Source organism: Actinomadura sp. RB99 (assembly GCF_014706005.1).
Classification (GTDB): Bacteria; Actinomycetota; Actinomycetes; order Streptosporangiales; family Streptosporangiaceae; genus Spirillospora.
Genome location: NZ_JABMCA010000005.1, coordinates 109474 through 127170, shown reverse-complemented (window position 1 = coordinate 127170; position 17697 = coordinate 109474). Strand labels below are relative to the sequence as shown.

Below are 17697 nucleotides of genomic sequence, written 5' to 3'. Positions count from 1 at the left end.
TTCGTGAAAGATCTGCTGCGCAAGATCCTCAAGACCGGCCGGGTGGCCGAGGATCGGCCCGACCGCCCTGAGGCGGCCTTGTCGGCCGGAACCCGTGCTCTGGGCGGTTCCGTGCAGGTCCGGCATGTTGATGCGGGGTCGTGCAACGGGTGCGAGGTGGAGATCGCCTCGGCGTTCGGGCCGGTGTATGACGCGGAGCGGTACGGGGCCCGGCAGGTGGCCTCGCCGCGGCATGCCGATGCGCTGATGGTGACCGGGCCGGTGACCCGCAACATGGAGGTGGCGTTGCGCCGCACCTATGAGGCCGTGCCGGAGCCGAAGGTCGTGGTGGCGGTCGGTGATTGTGCCCGCAACTGCGGGGTGTTCGCCGAGGCGTACGGGGTGGCCGGCGCGGTGGGGGACGTGGTTCCGGTGGATGTCGAGATGCGTGGTTGCCCCCCGGAGCCGGAGGCGATCGTGGCGGCGCTTCGGGGACTCACCGGCCGATGAGCCTGACGGGTGCCGCGTTCGGTGTGGCGATGGGGTCCAGTGCGCTCGCCGCCGCGGCAGGGACGGTGCTGCCGCGGCGAGCCCGCCGCATCACCGTTGGTGTGGGAACGGGCGCCGCCGGTGCGGCCGCGATGGTGGCGGGGGCGGCGGCGATGGCGGGCCACTCCTGGGGTATATGGCTCCCGGACGTGCTGCCCCTGGCGGGGGTGCGGTTGGCGGTCGATCCGCTGAGCGGAGTGTTCCTGGCGGTCACGGGCGCGGTCGCGGTGTGCGCGGCGGTGTACGGCGTCGGGTACACCCGCCGCCACCCTGCTGGTCATGAAGCTGCTGGTCATGAAGCTGCTGGTCATGAAGCTGCTGGCCACGGCTCGGGTGGTCTCGGGGTGGACGGCCGGGTCGCTCAGGTGATGGTGCCGCTGTTCGTGGCGGCGATGCTGCTGGTGCCCGCTGCGGCGAGCGTGAGCACGTTCCTGGTGGCGTGGGAGCTGATGGCGCTGGCCTCGCTGCTGCTGGTGGCGGCCGAGCATCGGCGGCGGGCGGCGGTGGCCGAGGCCGGGCTGTGGTACGCGGTGATGACGCATCTGGGCTTGGTGGTCATCCTCGCGGGACTGGCGGCGTTCGCGGCCGAGGCGCACGGCGAGACGTTCGCCGCCATACGGGCGGCCTCCGCCGGCCTGTCGCCGGCGGTTCGCGGGGCGGTGTTCGTGGCGACCTTCGCCGGGTTCGCCTCCAAGGCGGGCATCGTGCCGTTGCACGTATGGCTGCCGCGCGCTCACCCGGAGGCGCCGAGCCATGTGTCGGCGTTGATGAGCGCGGCGATGGTGAATCTGGGCGTGTACGGGATCGTGCGGGTCGGGTTGGACCTGCTAGGCGGCGGACCGGCCTGGTGGTGGCTGCTGGTGCTGGCGGCGGGCGCGGTCTCGGCGCTGTACGGCATCTTGCAGGCGGCGGTGGCCACCGATATCAAGCGTCTGCTGGCGTACTCGACCTGCGAGAACATGGGGTTGGTGCTGATCGGTGTCGGCGCCTGCGGGTTCTTGGGGTCCTCGGGCGCGGGTGCGCTGGCTGCGCTGGCATTGACCGCCGCGCTGCTGCATGTGGTCAACCATGCGGGGTTCAAGACGTTGCTTTTCTTGGCGGCGGGATCGGTGCTGCACGCCACCGGGACACGCGATTTGGACGCGCTCGGCGGGTTGCGGTCGCCGATGCCGGCGACGACGGCGCTGTTCGGGGTGGGGGCGTTGATGGCGTCGGCGCTGCCGCCGGGCAACGGGTTCGTCTCCGAATGGCTGCTGTTGCAGAGCCTGATTCACGCCCTGCCGTCGGGAGGGACCCTCGCCGCGGTCACGATGCCGGTGGCGGTGGCGGTGGTGGCGTTGTCGGCGGGGCTGGCGATCGCGACGTTCGTCAAGGCTTTCGGGGTGGGTTTTCTGGCCCGTCCGCGCACGCCTGCGGCCGGACGCGCTCACGAGAGTCCGCCGTCGATGGTGACGGGCATGGTGGTGGCCGCGGTCTGCTGCACCGGGCTGGCGCTGGTCCCTGGCCCGGTGGCCGGCGGGCTGTCGCGTGCGGTGGCGGTGGCGGTGCCAGGGCACAAGGCGGGGTACAAGGCGGTGACCGGTCCGGTGGCGGATGCGGGGACGCTGCATGTGGCGGGGTTGCCGAGCACGATGTCCCCGCTGCTGATCGTCGGCGCGTTGCTGGTGGCGATGGTCGCGCTGACCGCCGTGCTGCGCGGCGCCGCCTCGCGGCGTACCGAACGTCTCGCGCGGAGGCGGGCGCGGCTGTGGGATTGCGGGGCGGGGCCGATGTCGGCGCGGACGGAGTACACCGCGACCTCGTTCGCCGAGCCGTTGCAGCGGGTGTTCGACGACGTGCTGGCCCCCGAGACCGATGTGGACGTCACACCGGTGGCCGAGTCGGCGTATCTGGTGGACAGCGTGACCTACCGGGCGCGGGTGGGCGACCGGGTCGAGCACCGGCTGTACCGGCCGGTGCTGGCCGCGGTGGCGTGGGCGGGACGGGCGGCCCGGCCGCTGGCCAACGGCAGTGTCCACCGCTACGTCGGGTACGGCTTCTCCGCCTTCACCGGCGTGCTGATCGCTTTGGCGGTGCTGCGATGAGCGTGACGGTCGCCGGTTCGGTCGGCGCGGCCGCGCAAGTGGTGCTGGTGGGGGCCGGGGCGCCGCTGCTGGTGGGCCTGATGCGGCAGATTCGGGCCCGTTCGGAGGGACGCGCCGGGGCCGGTGTGCTGCAGCCGTGGCGGGATCTGCGCAAGCTGATGCGCAAGCAGCCGATCACGCCGGACGGGACGGGCCTGGTGTTCCGGGTGGCGCCGCTGCTGCTGGCCGGGACGGCGCTGGTGATCGCCGCGGTGATCCCGATCGCCACGACGGCGTCGCCGCTGGACGGCGCCGCGGACCTGTTCGCGGTGACGGCGCTGCTGGCGCTGGGCACGGTGGCGCTCGCGCTGGCCGGGCTCGACACCGGTACCGCCTTCGGTGGAATGGGCGCCAGCCGCGAGATGACGGTGATGGCGCTGGTGGAACCCACCATCCTGGTGTCGGTGTTCGCGCTGTCGGTGCGGGTCGGCTCCACCAACCTGGGCGCGATCGTCACCTCGACGCTGCACGAACCGCAGCGGGTGATCTCGCCCGTGAGCCTGCTCGCCGCGATTGCGCTGGCGGTGGTGACCATCGCCGAGACCGGACGGATCCCGGTCGACAATCCCGCCACGCATCTGGAGCTGACGATGATCCACGAGGCGATGGTGCTGGAGTACGCGGGCCCGGACCTGGCGATGGTGGAGTGGGCGTCGGCGGCGCGGCTGACGCTCCTGCTCGGCCTGGTCGCGAACCTGTTCGTGCCCTGGGGCATCGCCGGAGCGTCGATGGTGATGCTGCCGCTCGCGGTGGCGGCCTACGCGGTGAAGGTCGCGGTACTGGGCGGCGTGCTGGCCGCCGGTGAGGTGTTCATGGCCAAGCTGCGCATGTTCCGGGTGCCCGAACTGCTGGCCGGCTCCTTCGTCCTGGCCCTGCTGGCCGTCGCCGCTTCCTTCTTCCTGGCGGGCACGTGAACCACACGCTGTATGTGCAGCTTCTGGACCTGGCGTGCGGCGCGTTCCTGCTCGCGGGCGTGCTGGTGCTGTGGCGACGCGACCTCGCCGCGATCGTGCGGCTGTTCGCCGTTCAGGGCGCCGCGCTGGGCGCGCTGGTCGCCGTCCTCGGCGTTCACAAGGGCGACGCCGAAGTGATCGGCCTTGCGGTGGGGATCGGGCTGCTGCGCGCGGTGCTGCTGCCCTGGCTGCTGCGGCGTGCTCTGGCTGCGAGCGGTGGTGCGGCCGGTCCTGCGGGGGGTGCGAACCGGGAGAGTAAGCCGCTGGTGAATGTGGCTACCTCTCTGGTGGTCGCGGCGCTGCTGGCGCTGGTGGCCTACGCGGTGACCCGTCCGGTGGTGGCGCTGGATCCCTCACCGGCTGCGCACGCGGTCCCGGTCGCGTTGACCGTGGTGCTGATCGGGTTCTTCGCCCTGGTGACCAGGCGGCGGGCGCTGTCTCAGGTGGTGGGGTTCCTGCTGGTCGACAACGGCATCACCGCGGTGGCGTTCCTGACCACCTCGGGGGTGCCGCTGATCGTGGAGGGCGGCGTCTCTCTGGACGTGCTGCTGGCGGTGCTGGTGCTGCAGGTGCTGACGGCCCGGATCCGGGCCGCGTTCGGCGATACCGATCTGGACGACTTGCGGGAGTTGCGGGACTGATGACCGTGATGTTGATCGTCCCGATCGGGGCACCGATCGTTGCCGCAGGCGCCTACGCGGCGCTGGGATGGCGGCGCTCCACGGCCTGGCTGGGCGCCGTCGCCGCGGCCCTCGTGCTGGCATCTGGGATCGTGCTCGCCGCCTGGGGCGCCGGCCGTCCGCGTACCGGCCTGGGTGGGCTACTGCGGGCGGACGCGTTGAGCGCGTTCATGCTGGTCGTCATCGGCGCGGTAGCGCTGCTGGCCATGCTCGCCAGCCCCGGATACCTGGCCGCCGAAAAGGCCGCTGGACATGCCACCGGCCGCGACATGCGCCGCTACGGCGTCCTCACCCAGGCGTTCGTCGCGGCGATGGCGCTGGGCGTGCTGGCCGCGAGTCTCGGCGTGCTGTGGGTCGCGGTCGAGGCCACCACGATCTTGACGGCGTTCCTGGTCGGGCACCGCCGCACCCGCAACGCCACCGAGGCCGCCTGGAAATACGTGGTGATCTGCTCCACCGGTATCGCGCTGGCGTTCCTGGGCATCGCGCTGCTGCACTTCGCCGCCCAGCATGCCCAGGTGCCCTCCTCCGGATCGCTGGACTTCACCCAGCTCACCGCCCACGCCCGGCAACTGGATCACGGCGTCACGCGGATCGCCGTCGCGCTGCTGGTGCTGGGATTCGGCGCCAAGGCGGGCCTGGCCCCGCTGCACGCCTGGCTGCCCGACGCGCACAGCCAGGCGCCCGCACCGGTCTCCGCGCTGATGTCGGGAGTGCTGCTGTCGGTGGCCTTCTACGCCGTGCTGCGAGTGAAGGTGATCGCCGACCTCGCGCTCGGCGCCGGGTTCGTCCGGGTGCTGCTGCTGATCACCGCGCTGGCCTCGCTCATGTTGGCCGCGGCGCTGCTGCTCGCCCAACGCGACTACAAGCGGATGCTCGCCTACTCCAGCATGGAGCACATGGGCCTGCTGGCTCTCGGCGCCGCGATCGGGTCGCGACTCGCCGTCGCCGCGGTGCTGCTGCACGTCCTCGGGCACGGGCTGGCCAAATCCGTGGCGTTCCTGGCGTCGGGTCAGATCCAGCAGGCCGTCGGCGGCAGCCGGATCGACGCCGCCCGCGGACTGGCCACCCGCGCCCCTCTGGTGGCCGGCGGGTTCGGCGCGGCCGTTGTGGCACTGCTCGGCTTCCCGCCGTTCAGCCTGTTCGCCAGCGAGATCGGCATCTTCCGCGCCGGCTTCAACGCAGGACTCGGCTGGGCCGTCGCTGCCGCCCTGGGGTTGCTGCTGCTCATCACCGCGTCCCTGGCCGCCCGGACCGGCCGGATGCTGCTCGGCGCCCCCAAGTCCGGCCCCGGCGCCGCCACCGTCCACTTCCGCCCGGCCGCGGCGGCCGCAGCGGCTCTCGTTGTGGGGCTGGTGGCCTGCGCCGCGGTCGGCATCACCGTCTGGCCGCTGCATTCTCTGCTGGACCACGCGGCCGCGATCCTGGAAGCACACCGATGAACTCGCCTGACGACAACCCGCCCGACCCGCACCCCGGCCAGGCCCGCGGCCGGACCGAGGGTCCACCGGTCGATCCGTCGACGCATCAGCCCGAACGGGTGAGAGCCGACGTCGACGCCCGCGTACTGCCCGGCCGCGCCGCCGCGCTGCTGGGCGACGGGTTCCGGCTGGCCCTGACCGCGGCTCACCAGGACCCCGACACCCTGCGCGTGGTCTACCTGTTCACCAAGGCGAGACACGGCCAGAACGAGCCCGAGCGCCGTACCGAACTGCACGTGCGGCTCGACCCGGCCGACCCGGTGCTGCCGAGCCTGGCCCGCCTCAGCTTCCCCGCCGGCCGGTTCGAACGCGAAATGCACGATCTGTACGGAATCGTCCCGCAAAACCACCCGCTCCCGCGCCGCCTGGTCCGCCACCACCACTGGCCCCGCGGCTGGTACCCGATGCGCGACGACGCCGGCGCGCCGCCCCCGTTCGGCGACCCGGAGGGCCCCTACCCGTTCGTCCAGGTCGAAGGCCCCGGGGTCTATGAGATCCCGGTCGGGCCCGTGCACGCCGGAATGATCGAACCCGGCCACTTCCGGTTCTCGGTCGTCGGCGAGACCATCCTCAAACTGAAGGCCCGCCTGTGGTACGTCCACAAAGGCCTGGAGAAGCTGTTCCACGGAAAATCCCCCGCCGCCGCCCTGCCGATCGCCGAACGCGTCAGCGGCGACACCACCGTCGGCCACACCCTGGCCTTCTGCCTGGCCGTCGAAGACGCCCTCGGCCTGCAGGTCTCCCCGGACGCGCAGCGCATGCGGGCGACCCTGCTGGAACTCGAACGGCTCTACAACCACGTCACCGACCTGGGCGCCCTGTGCAACGACGTCGGCCACTCCGTCCTCAACGCCCAGTTCGGCCGCGTCCGCGAGCAGCTCCTGCGCCTCAATGCCCTGACCACCGGACACCGGCTGCTGCGCGGCGGGATCGTCCTGGGCGGCGCCATCGTGCGCGTCATCCCCGACCCGCAGGCGCTGCGAGCGCTCGAGGCCGACATCACCGAACTCGTCGACCTGGCACTCGGCCACACCGTCGTCGCCGACCGCTTCACCGGCACCGCCCCGCTCACCGCCCAAGCCGCCCGCGACCTGGGCGCCCTCGGTTACATCGCGCGCGCCAGCGGCATCGACACCGACGCCCGCCGCGACCACCCCATGACCGACCTGCAGCCGGCGCTGACCGTCCCCACCGCCGCCACCGGCGACGTCCTGGCCCGCTTCCAGATCCGCACTCGCGAGATCACCACCTCGATCGCCGTCATCGACGACCTCACCTACGGCATGTCCCCAGGCGCGGCGTCCTCCTGGCCGCCGCTCACCCCGCGAACCGAGCCGGCATCCGGCGTCGGCATCGTCGAAGGATGGCGCGGCACCATCGTCCACCGCGTCGAGCTCGCCCCCGGCGGCACCCTCACCCGCACCAAGATCGTCGACCCCTCGTTCTTCAACTGGCCCGCCCTACCGGTCGCGCTGACCGGCGCGATCGTCCCCGACTTCCCGCTGGTCAACAAGAGCTTCAACCTCTCGTACGCCGGCAATGACCTGTGAACGTAGGCAACACGGGCTGCGGGGGCAGGTCGGCTTTGGCATGGTGGGTACGGACGAATGCTGCATCCGTCCTCCGGCCGCCCGATGGGGACGGGAGGTCGCCTCCGGTGCTCCGGACGAAAGGCACGAGGGTGAGCTCATCTCAGCTGTCGCATCGCCACCCCGTCGAGGGCGTCACAGTGATCATCGTGACCGGATACGTCAGCGCGGCGATGGCGGACGACTTGGGCACCTACATCCAGCAGGTGCACCGCCGGCCCAGCGACCAACTCGTGTTCGACCTCTCCCAGCCCGGTGGTCTGGATCCCGCGCCCCGCGAGGTAGCGGCGCGCGGGGATCGACGGACACGTCGAACGGCCACGGTGTGATGACGTAGAGGGCTCCGCATCGGCGCGTTTCGGCGGACCGCCTCGTCCGCCGCCCAGTCAAGGCGAGCAGGCTCTGCTCGGATCCGTCGCTCCCGACGACATGCCGTTCATGCGCTCACCGCCCGCAGGTCCGCGGCGATGCCGTCCGTCCACGCGCGGACGCGGTCGCGATCGCGGTGGTCACCGCCCGCCCGCTTGGCGATCCTCTCGGCCAGGAAGCCGCGGGCGCCGGGGTCGAGCCGGCCGCCGAAGGTGGTGTGCCCCCGCGCGCCGACGCGGCGGGCGAGCTTCGCCACGCCCGGCACCGGATCGAGCCCGCCTTCGTCCGCCGAGCGGTCGAGGGGCCCGCTGCTGAACAGCCACACGGGCCGCTCGGCCAGGGCTCCGGCGTGGTGGCGGACGAAATGGCGCGCCTCCCGATGCCAGCGCCCGGCATAAAGGGCGCCGCCGAGGACGACGGCGCCGAAGCCGTCGAGCGTCGTGACGTCCCCGGCCGGGCTGACCTCCGCGTCCACTCCCGTGCGGAGCAGTTCGGCGCCGATCCACTCGGCGATCTCCGCGGTGCCCCCGCGTTCGGAGGCGTACGCCACCAGGACCTTCATGTTCTCTCTCCTCACCAGTCGCGGCGTGCGCCGCCTCGGCAGAGTCGGTCGGTGCTCGCCGACAGCTCCAGCGTGGACAGGCGCGGACCCGCGCGCAGGGGACGAAGGTCCCTGCTTCGCCGGTGCCTACGTCCCCGCCGGGCTCGCACGCAGGATCCACCGCCGCCCACGCCCTCGCCCTCCCCGGCGCCGCACCCGGCTCCGGGGTGGCGGCGCACGCCGCAGCGCCAGGCGCGCGAGCTGCCCTACACCGCCTTCTCCGCCAAGGTCGACGCCGGCCAGGTGAAAACGGTCGGCATCGACGAAGAAGGCGGCGTCGACGGGAGACTCGCCGGCGGGACCAGGCTCACCTCCCGCCCCTGCTCGCCCACCGGCCGGCGCTCGATCGGCTGGCGTCCCTGCTGATGGAGAAGGAGACCGCCGACGACGGCGCGGTCCTGGACGCGCTCCGCGCGGAGCGTCCCGGGAACGGCGCCGCCCGCGCGGACGTGCGCCCCGCCACGGTCGCTCAAGGGGTCGTCTGAGGCCGAAGGTCGCCCTGACCCACGGGGGTCCTATGGCCCTGTCCCTTAACCGCTCCGCGGACTGCAATGGAGATGAGAGAGGCACTTCCGGCCGAGGGGGCGAGGAACCCATGAGCGAAGGCCTCGTGAGAGAGACGGCGGGCACGGCCCAGCCGCCCACCACGCAGATCGTCATCCTCATCGGCGGGCCCGAGGAGGCGCGGCGCACCGGCGCCAAGGTGATCGCACCGGCGCGGCTGCTGCGCGCCTGGCGCCGGCTCACGATGCTCGACCGTGAGGTGCACGCCGGCCGCCACGACGACGCGGAGAGCCGCCGGATCGGCCGGCTCTTCGACCAGGTGCGAGGGGAGATCCTGGCGTCGGTGTCGGCGCCGCTGGCCGAGGAGGCGCACCGGCTGATCCCGGCGCTGGGCGAACGTCCCGGACCGGCCGACACGCGGATCGCGTGCTCGGGCACCCTGTCCTGGCTCGACAGCCTGGTGACCTCCATGCTGCTGCAGCTCGGGAGCGAGGCGGCGCCGCGGCCGGTGGTCCCCCGCCCCGCCCCGGCCGGCCTCGCCGCATCGGGGGCGTCTGAAGCGGCCGGCGCTCCGGAAGACCCGGACTTCCACGGAAGCGCACGGGACCTTGGTCCCTGGAGTCGGCTCCGCCTCTCACCGGAGGCTTGAGACGGCCGCTCGGCGAGCGGGACAGGAGACGATTCGCATGAACACGACGACCGGATGGCCCACGCCGTCCGCACAGCTGCGCACCACGGTCCGGCCCGGGCCGCCCCGATGCGTCATCGTGGCCGGAGAGCTCGACATCCTCACGGCCGCCCGCCTGGAGGACCTCCTGACCGAGATCGTCGAGACGGGCTCACCGCGGGTCGAGATCGACGCCCGCGACCTGAGGTTCTGCGACGCGACCGGGCTGGGGGCACTGGTCGCCGCCGACGAGATCGCGGTGCGGCGCGGCGGCGGCCTGACGCTGACCGGCGCCCAGCCGCTGCTGCGCACGATCCTGCGCGTCACCGGCCTCGACCGGCGCTTTCCCGCGGGCGAGCGGACCGGAAGCGGGCGGCCGGTATGACCACGGTGATCGAGACCCGGGGGCTCACCAAGCGCTACGGGCGGACGACGGCGCTCGACGCGCTCGACCTGGAGGTCGAGCAGGGCGAGGTGTTCGGGTACCTGGGGCCGAACGGCGCCGGCAAGTCCACGACCGTCGGCCTCCTCCTCGGCTTCATCCGCCCGACCTCGGGTTCCGCGACGATCTTCGGGCTGGACGTCCGGAGCGCGGCCCGGGAGATCCATCGGGACCTCGCCTACGTGCCGAGCGAGGCGAACCTCTGGCCGTCCCTGACGGGCGCGGAGACGCTGCACTTCCTGAACACGGTCCACGGTTCGGTGGACGAGCCCTACCGCGCCGAGCTCGTCCGCCGCTTCGAGCTCGACGTCGACAAGAAGGTCCGCTCCTACAGCCACGGCAACCGCCAGAAGGTCCTGCTCGTCGCGGCGTTCGCGGCCCGGCCGCGGCTGCTGGTCCTGGACGAGCCGACGACCGGCCTCGACCCGCTCATGGAACAGGTGTTCCGGCAGTGCGTGCGGGAGGCCCGGGACCGGGGGCAGACCGTGCTGCTGTCGTCGCACATCCTCAGCGAGGTCGAGGCCGTGTGCGACCGCGTGGCGATGCTGCGGGCCGGCCGCATCGCGGAGACCGGCTCGCTGGAGGTCCTGCGCAGGCTCGCGGCGACCCACGTCCGGGCGCGCCTCGACTCCGCCGTCCCCGACCTGTCCGCCGTTCCGGGCATCCGGAACGTCGCCGTCGACGGACGCCTCGTCGAATGCGACGTGTCCGGGCCCATGCGCCCGCTGCTCCACGCCCTCGCCACCGCGGGGCTGGAGAAGCTGACGACCCGCGAGCCCTCCCTGGAGGAGCTGTTCATCGCCCAGTACGGCACGGCCGGCTGACCGGCGCCGAGGAGACGAGATGCAGGACGCATTGACACCGCTCGCCGTCCACGCGAGCCGCAGCGGCGCCGCCGAGCCCGCCATCGCCCGCAGCGCGCTGAGGAGGACGTGGGTCGCCGCCACGGCGTGGGCGCTGGTGTTCGGAGGTTCCGCCGCGGCTTCGGCGGTCACCTACGCCGGCACCTATCCGACGTCGGCCGAGCGTCAGGCCATCGCGTCCACGACCGGGCGGGACAGCGGGTTCGCGGTCCTCCTCGGCCCCGTGGCCGACATCGGGACGGTCGGCGGCTACACCGTCTACAAGAACTTCGTCTTCCTCACCACGATCGGCGCCATCTGGGCGCTGCTCGCCGCCACGCGCCTGCTGCGCGGCGAAGAGGACGCCGGCCGCCGGCAGATGCTCCTCTCCGGCCGGACCACCCCCGTCCGCGCCACCGCCGCCACGCTGGCGGGGCTCATGGCCGCCGTCGGGATCGTCTTCACGGGGGCGGTCGCCGTCCTGCTGCTCGCGGGCCGCGACTCGCGGCTGGAGTTCGGCACGGGCTCGACGCTGCTGTACGGGCTGAGCCTGGTGATCAACCCCGTGCTGTTCGCCGCCATCGGCGCGTTCACCTCGCAGCTCGCCGCGACACGGCGCGGCGCGGCCGGGATGGGGTTCGGTGCGTTCGCCGTGCTGTTCGTCCTGCGCATGCTCGGCGACAGCGGCCCCCACATGCACTGGCTGCTGTGGCTGACCCCGTTCGGGTGGTCCGAGCTGCTCCGCCCGTTCACCCGCGACGCCCTGCTCCCGCTCCTGCCGGCCGCCACCGCGGCGATCGCCCTGACGGCCGCGGCGATCGGGCTGTCGGCCCGCCGCGACACGGGGGCCGGGCTCCTGGCGTCGCGCGACACGGCGCCTCCACGGCTGTCCGGTCTCGGCTCCCCCACCGCCCTCGCCGCGCGGCTGGAACTTCCCACGCTGGCCGCATGGTGCGCCGGCGCGGGCGCGGCCGCCCTCTCGCTGGGCAGCCTCGCCAAGGTCGTCACCGACACCTCGACCCGATCCCTGGCGAACGCCCTGGACAAGTTCACGCCACAGGGCGCCCTGGTCGACCGCTACCTGAGCGTCGCGTTCCTGTTCGTCGCCGCAATCGTCGCCCTGATCCCCGCCGGCCAGCTCGCCGCGATGGCGGCGGAGGAGACCTCCGGCCGGACGGCCCACGTCCTGGCCGGTCCCGCGTCCCGGATCTCCGTGCTCGTCGGCAGGCTCGCCCTTACCGGCGCCGCGATCACGACCGCGGGGCTGCTCTCCGGCGTCGGTGCCTGGCTCGGCGCCGCGATGCGCGGCACCGGCGTCGGGTTCGGCTCGATGGTCGTCACCGGCCTGAACCTCGTGCCGACGTCCCTCCTCGTCCTCGGCATCGGCGCCTGCGTGCTCGCCCTGGCGCCCCGCGCCGCCGGCGTCGCCGTCTACGCCGCCGTCATCGGCTCCCTGCTCGCGGACATGCTGGGCTCGCTGGAACCCGGCACCCACTGGCTGAGGAGGGCTTCGTTCTTCCACTACATGGCCTCGGCGCCCACCGAATCCCCGGACGCCCTCACGGTCGTCATCACGGTCGCCCTGGCGGGGGCGCTCTGCGCGCTGGCATGCGTCCTCTTCCAGCGCCGAGACCTCCAGCTCTCCTGACCCCAAGCCCCCAGCACGCTCCTCTGAGCCCGTCCGGTCGCCGGCTGCTGAACACCGACTGCTGCACTTGTTCGAGTAAACGTTCAACGGGCGGGGCGGGCTCGTCGGTCAGCACCATGGTCGACGCCGTGGACCCGTTGTCGCCGGTGACGACGTGGACGCGCAGGTCCGCGTCGTTGCAGCGGCGGACCACGGCGGCCACCTGGAGGTGCGGCGGGTCGTACAGGCCCACCAGCCCGATCAGCCGCAGGCCCCTCTCGGCATCCTCCCGCTTTCCTGGCACCGGCCGCCCGGAGGGCAGCTCGCGGGCCGCCACCGCGCCCGGCAGCCGGCGCCGCGCGCGGACCGCCCGCGCGGCGACCGGCGGCGGCGCGCCCGGGGCCGGAGCCGGTGATCCGGGGGCCGATGGTCTCGGCCCGTTCGGGACTTTGGTCCGCGCGTGCGCGGGACCGATGCCCGGCGCGCGCCCGGGCCGGCCGGTGATCAGCTGATGGCGCGGCACGCGGGCCGCTCATCGAGGAGGCGCTCATGCGCACGCAACCCGTCCGCCGGAGACTGGGGCCATGGATGGCCTCGGCCCTGGTCGTGGGCAACATGATCGGATCCGGCGTCTTCCTGCTGCCGAGCTCGCTGGCCAAGTACGGTCCCGTCTCCCTGGTCGCCTGGGTCTTCACGGCCGCCGGCGCCGTCCTGCTGGCGTTGGTGTTCGCGCGGCTGGCGCGCGCCTACCCGGAGACCGGCGGGCCGTACGCCTACGCGCGGCGGGCGTTCGGCGACTTCGTCGGGTTCCAGACCGCGTGGGGCTACTGGATCGCGGTGTGGGCCGGGAACGCGGCGATCGCGGTGGCGTTCGTCGGGTACCTCGCGCACTTCTGGCACGCGCTCGGCACGGACAAGCCCCTGGCCGCCGGCGTGGGGCTGGCAGCGATCTGGGCGCTGACCGCGGTCAACTCCTACGGCGTCCGGCAGGGCGGGCTCGTCCAGGTCGTGACGACCGCGGTGAAGCTGGTGCCGCTGCTGCTGATCGCGGTCGGCGGGCTGTTCTTCGTCGAGTCCGCCAACTTCGGTCCGTTCAACGCCAGCGGGACCAGTGCCTTCTCGGCGGTGACCGCCGCCGCGGCACTGACCCTGTGGTCGTTCATCGGCCTGGAGTCGGCGACCGTCCCCGCCGAGGACGTGGAGGACCCCGAGAGGACGATCCCCCGCGCCACCATGGCCGGCACCGTCGTCACCGCACTCATCTACATCCTCGGCACCGTCGCCGTCCTCGGCCTCGTCCCCGCGGCGGCACTGGCGACCTCGACGGCGCCGTTCGCGGACGCCGCGGACGCCGCGTTCGGCGGCTGGGCGGCCGACCTGGTGGCGGCGGGCGCCGCGATCAGCGCGTTCGGCGCGCTGAACGGCTGGATCCTGCTGCAGGGGCAGGTGCCCTACGCGGCTGCGCGCGACGGGCTGTTCCCCCGCTTCTTCGCCCGCACCGGACGCGGCGGGACCCCCGTCGCCGGGCTCGTGGTGTCCAGCGTCCTGGTCACCGTGCTGATGGTCATGAACTACAACAGCAGCCTGGTCGACCAGTTCACCTTCATCATCCTGCTGGCCACCCTCACCACCGTCATCCCCTACGCCTACGCGGCCGCCGCCGAGCTGGTCCTGCTGGCCACCGACCGCGCCGCGTTCTCCGGGCGCCGTCTCGCCCGCGACGCGGTGATCGCGCTGCTGGCGTTCGGGTACTCGGTCTGGGCGATCGCCGGCGCCGGGTACGAGGTCGTCTACAAGGGCACCCTGCTGATCTTCGCGGGGATGCCCGTCTACGCCTGGCTGAAGTACCGCGAGAACCGCACCCCGATCAAGGCCGTGGGCAGCGGGCCCGAGTCGCCCGCCAAGGCCGCCTGACCCGCCCCCTGAAAGGACGTCTCTGTGTTCACCGTTTCCTCCGAGGTCGGGCGGCTGCGCCAGGTGCTGCTGCACCGCCCCGACCTCGAACTCCTCCGCCTCACCCCCGACAACAAGGACGACCTGCTCTTCGACGAGGTGCTCTGGGCCAAGCGCGCCCGCCAGGAGCACGACGTGTTCGCCGACACCCTGCGCGAGCGCGGCGTCCAGGTCCACTACCTCGGCGAACTGCTGGCCGAGACCCTCAAGATCGAGCAGGCACGGGCGCACGTGCTCGACCACACCGCGTCCGAGACCGCGCTCGGCCCGACGCTGGCCGGCCCCGTCCGGGCCGCGCTCGACGGCATGGACCCCGACACCCTCGCCCGGCACCTCGTCGGCGGCCTGACGAAGGCGGAGATGGGCCTGGCCGTCCACAGCCTGCTGCTCGCCTCGCTCGACGACGGCGACTTCGTCCTGCCGCCGCTGCCGAACCACCTGTTCACCCGGGACCCGTCCGCGTGGGTGTACGGCGGGGTGACGCTGCATCCGATGGCCAAGCCCGCCCGCCGACGCGAGACCCTGCACCTCAGCGCGATCTACCGGTTCCACCCGATGTTCGCCGAGCGGCCCCCGACCGTCTGGTACCCCGGCGCGGACTTCACCCTCCCCACGATCGAGGGCGGCGACGTCCATGTCCTCGGCAACGGCCTCGTCCTGATCGGCATGAGCGAGCGGACCGCCCCGCAGGCCATCGAGTTGCTCGCCCAGCGCCTGTTCGCCGCCGGAGCCGCCGAACGCGTCATCGCCGCCCGGCTGCCGCGCCGGCGGGCGTTCATGCACCTGGACACCGTCATGACGATGGTCGGCAAGGACGTCTTCACCGTCTACCCCGAACTGCCTCCGCTGCGCTCCTACACCCTGACGCCGGGGCGCGCGGGCGAAGTCGCGGTGCACGAGAACGAGGCGCTGTTCCCCGCGATCGCCCGCGCCCTGGACCTCGCCCACGTCCACGTCCTGACCGCCGAACAGGACGTCCGCGCGGCCGAGCGCGAGCAGTGGGACGACGGGAACAACGTCCTGGCCGTCGAGCCGGGCGTCGTCGTCGCCTACGAGCGCAACGTCACCACCAACACCATGCTCCGCCGCCACGGCATCGAGGTCGTCACCATCCCGGGCGGCGAGCTCGGCCGCGGCCGCGGCGGCCCCCGCTGCATGACCTGCCCCCTCCACCGCGACGAGGTGACCCCGTGAAGGACCTGCTGCGCGTCGCCGACCTGAGCGCCGACGACCTGTCCCTGCTGCTGAAGCTGGCCGCCGGGTTCCAGGACGAGCCCGCCGCCGAACCCGGCCTGCTCACCGGGCGGATCGTCCCGATGTACTTCGCCAAACCGTCCACCCGGACCCGGCTGTCCACGGCGGCGGCGGTCACGCGCCTCGGCGGCACCCCCGTCACGGTCGGCCCGGACGAGCTGCAGCTGCGGCGCGGGGAGACCATCGGCGACACCGCGCGCGTCATGGGCTCCTACGCCGCCGCCGTCGTCATCCGCACCTTCGCCGACGCCGACGTCGCGGACCTGGCCGCCGCCGCTCCGATACCGGTGATCAACGCGCTGACCGACGGCCATCACCCGCTTCAGGCCGTCGCCGACCTGCTGACCATCCAGGAGCACTTCGGCGACCTGCGCGGCCACCGGATCGCCTACGTCGGCGACGGCGGCAACAACGTCGCCCGCAGCCTGATCGAGGCCGCGACGCTCGCCGGCATGGACATCGCCATCGCGGCCCCCGACGGCTACCTGCCCACCGGCGAGACCATCGCGTCCGCCGAGGCCGAAGCCCGTCGGCGCGGCGGAAGCATCATGGTGACGCAGGACCCCGTCGCGGCCGTCAGCGGCGCGAGCGTGGTCTACACCGACGTCTGGCTGTCCATGGGCGACTCCGAGGACGAACGCAGGCACCGCAAGGACGTGCTCGCCGCCTACCAGGTGAACCAGTACCTCATGGACCGCGCCGCCGAGGACGCCGTGTTCATGCACTGCCTGCCCGCCCACCGCGGCGAGGAGGTCGCCGCCGCTGTCATCGACGGCGGCCGGTCGCTGGCCTTCCGGCAGGCCGCCAACCGGCTTCCCGCCGCCCAGGCCGTCCTCTACGCCCTCCTGACCGACCGGCTGGAAGGACACCGATGAGGATCGTCGCCGCGCTCGGAGGCAACGCGCTGCTACGGCGCGGGGAACCCCTGGACGCCGCCGTCCAGATCGCCCACGTCCGCGAGGCCGTCCGCGGCCTCGCGGCGCTGGCCGGCGGCAACGAGCTGATCGTCACGCACGGGAACGGCCCGCAGGTCGGGCTGCTGGCGATCGAGAGCGCCGCCGACCCCGAGCTGTCCGCGCCGTACCCGCTCGACGTCCTCGGCGCCGCGACGCAGGGCATGATCGGCTACTGGCTGATCCGGGAACTGCGCCGCGCCCTTCCCGGCCGCGAGGTCGTCGCCCTGCTGACCGAGACCCTGGTCGACCCGGCCGACCCCGCCTTCCGGAACCCGACCAAGTTCATCGGCCGCGGCTACCCGCCGGCCGAGGCCAGGCGGATGCGGGAGGACCGGGGCTGGGCGATGCGGCAGGACGGCCGCATGTGGCGAAGGGTCGTCCCCTCCCCCGAACCGCGCGACATCCTGGAGCTTCCGACCATGCGGCGGCTCGTCGACGGCGGCTGCGTGGTCATCGCGGCCGGTGGCGGCGGCGTCCCGGTCGACCCCGACCACCACGGCGTCGAGGCCGTCGTCGACAAGGACCTCACCGCCGCCCTCCTCGCGGAGCGCCTGAAGGCGGACACGCTGATGCTGCTCACCGACGTCCCCGCCGTGATGCGCGACCACGGCACCGTGAACGCCCGTCCCATCCGCGCCATCACCCCTGACCGGCTGCGCGCGATGGATCTGCCGAGCGGCTCCATGGGGCCGAAGGCGGAGGCGGCCTGCGGCTTCGCCGAGCACCGGCCCGGCGCCGTCGCGGTCATCGGCTCCCTCGCCGACGCGCCCGCCCTGCTCGCGGGCGGCGCGGGCACCAGAATCGAGGCGCCATGACCACCCGACTCCAGACTCTCGACACCGGCGCCTGCCTGACGTTGCTGCGCGGCGCCGCGGTCGGCCGGATCGCGTGGGCCGGGGACGACGGCACCGCCTCCGTCCTGCCGGTGAACTTCGTCATGGACGGCACCGCGGTGGTGTTCGCCACGGCGCCCGGCGCCAAGATGGACGCGGTCCAGGCGGGACGCCCCCTGACCTTCGAGGCCGACGACCTCGAACCGGCACTGCGGACCGCGTGGAGCGTCATCGTCACGCGGTGGGAGGCGATCGAGGAGATCAGCGGCCGGGCGGGATAGGCGCCGCCCGGATC

General features: G+C 73.1%; 18 protein-coding genes. 17 read left to right on the top strand and 1 reads right to left on the bottom strand.

All coding sequences use genetic code 11. From position 1 onward, the window contains the following. The first annotated feature begins 3 nt into the window (after positions 1–3). The 7 genes from amrb99_RS07050 (at position 4) to amrb99_RS07020 (ending at position 7683) form a co-directional block, all read left to right on the top strand. Positions 4–489, top strand: coding sequence for an NADH-quinone oxidoreductase subunit NuoB (locus amrb99_RS07050; RefSeq protein ID WP_190853733.1), 486 nt, complete (start codon positions 4–6; stop codon positions 487–489). Further along, complete coding sequence (locus amrb99_RS07045; protein ID WP_190853731.1) at positions 486–2612, top strand: proton-conducting transporter membrane subunit; 2127 nt, start codon at positions 486–488, stop codon at positions 2610–2612. The genes amrb99_RS07050 and amrb99_RS07045 overlap by 4 nt, the downstream gene beginning before the upstream one ends. Next, a complete protein-coding gene (locus tag amrb99_RS07040; protein WP_190853729.1) occupies positions 2609–3565 on the top strand; it encodes an NADH-quinone oxidoreductase subunit H in 957 nt (318 codons plus the stop codon). Before amrb99_RS07045 ends, amrb99_RS07040 begins: the two co-directional genes overlap by 4 nt. Beyond that, entirely contained in the window at positions 3562–4245 is a 684-nt protein-coding gene (locus amrb99_RS07035; protein ID WP_190853727.1) for a hypothetical protein, read from the top strand. Before amrb99_RS07040 ends, amrb99_RS07035 begins: the two co-directional genes overlap by 4 nt. After that, positions 4245–5726, top strand: a complete 1482-nt coding sequence (locus amrb99_RS07030; protein ID WP_190853724.1) for a proton-conducting transporter membrane subunit — start codon at positions 4245–4247, stop codon at positions 5724–5726. The genes amrb99_RS07035 and amrb99_RS07030 overlap by 1 nt, the downstream gene beginning before the upstream one ends. Then, complete coding sequence (locus amrb99_RS07025; protein WP_190853722.1) at positions 5723–7315, top strand: NADH-quinone oxidoreductase subunit C; 1593 nt, start codon at positions 5723–5725, stop codon at positions 7313–7315. The genes amrb99_RS07030 and amrb99_RS07025 overlap by 4 nt, the downstream gene beginning before the upstream one ends. A 179-nt stretch (positions 7316–7494) precedes the next feature. Then, complete coding sequence (locus tag amrb99_RS07020; protein ID WP_190853721.1) at positions 7495–7683, top strand: hypothetical protein; 189 nt, start codon at positions 7495–7497, stop codon at positions 7681–7683. Between the two features lie 107 nt (positions 7684–7790). On the opposite strand, the gene amrb99_RS07015 is transcribed toward amrb99_RS07020, so the two are convergent. Next, entirely contained in the window at positions 7791–8285 is a 495-nt protein-coding gene (locus amrb99_RS07015; protein WP_190853719.1) for a flavodoxin domain-containing protein, read from the bottom strand. A gap of 634 nt (positions 8286–8919) precedes the next feature. On the opposite strand from amrb99_RS07015, the gene amrb99_RS07010 reads away from it, so the two are divergent. From amrb99_RS07010 to amrb99_RS06965, 10 genes are all read left to right on the top strand, one after another. Beyond that, on the top strand, positions 8920–9477 hold the full coding sequence (locus amrb99_RS07010) for a hypothetical protein (RefSeq protein ID WP_190853717.1): 558 nt from the start codon (positions 8920–8922) through the stop codon (positions 9475–9477). Positions 9478–9514: 37 nt separating this feature from the next. Then, entirely contained in the window at positions 9515–9880 is a 366-nt protein-coding gene (locus amrb99_RS07005; protein ID WP_190853715.1) for an STAS domain-containing protein, read from the top strand. Then, positions 9877–10761 (top strand): ABC transporter ATP-binding protein, encoded by an 885-nt coding sequence (locus amrb99_RS07000; RefSeq protein WP_190853713.1) that lies wholly within the window; start codon positions 9877–9879, stop codon positions 10759–10761. Before amrb99_RS07005 ends, amrb99_RS07000 begins: the two co-directional genes overlap by 4 nt. Positions 10762–10780: 19 nt before the next feature. Next, a complete protein-coding gene (locus tag amrb99_RS06995; RefSeq protein WP_190853711.1) occupies positions 10781–12427 on the top strand; it encodes a hypothetical protein in 1647 nt (548 codons plus the stop codon). A 154-nt stretch (positions 12428–12581) separates the two neighbouring features. Next, the gene (locus tag amrb99_RS06990) at positions 12582–12821 is read left to right on the top strand and encodes a hypothetical protein (RefSeq protein ID WP_190853709.1); all 240 of its coding nucleotides are present in this window, start codon (positions 12582–12584) and stop codon (positions 12819–12821) included. A gap of 134 nt (positions 12822–12955) precedes the next feature. Further along, complete coding sequence (locus amrb99_RS06985) at positions 12956–14320, top strand: amino acid permease (protein ID WP_190853707.1); 1365 nt, start codon at positions 12956–12958, stop codon at positions 14318–14320. Positions 14321–14344: 24 nt separating this feature from the next. Further along, a complete protein-coding gene (locus amrb99_RS06980; protein WP_190853705.1) occupies positions 14345–15553 on the top strand; it encodes an arginine deiminase in 1209 nt (402 codons plus the stop codon). Continuing rightward, positions 15550–16488 (top strand): ornithine carbamoyltransferase, encoded by a 939-nt coding sequence (gene argF / locus amrb99_RS06975; RefSeq protein ID WP_190853703.1) that lies wholly within the window; start codon positions 15550–15552, stop codon positions 16486–16488. Before amrb99_RS06980 ends, argF begins: the two co-directional genes overlap by 4 nt. After that, positions 16485–17384: a carbamate kinase gene (locus amrb99_RS06970; protein ID WP_190853701.1), complete on the top strand. Its 900-nt coding sequence runs from the start codon at positions 16485–16487 to the stop codon at positions 17382–17384. Before argF ends, amrb99_RS06970 begins: the two co-directional genes overlap by 4 nt. Beyond that, on the top strand, positions 17381–17683 hold the full coding sequence (locus amrb99_RS06965; RefSeq protein ID WP_190853699.1) for a pyridoxamine 5'-phosphate oxidase family protein: 303 nt from the start codon (positions 17381–17383) through the stop codon (positions 17681–17683). Before amrb99_RS06970 ends, amrb99_RS06965 begins: the two co-directional genes overlap by 4 nt. Positions 17684–17697: the final 14 nt, after the last annotated feature.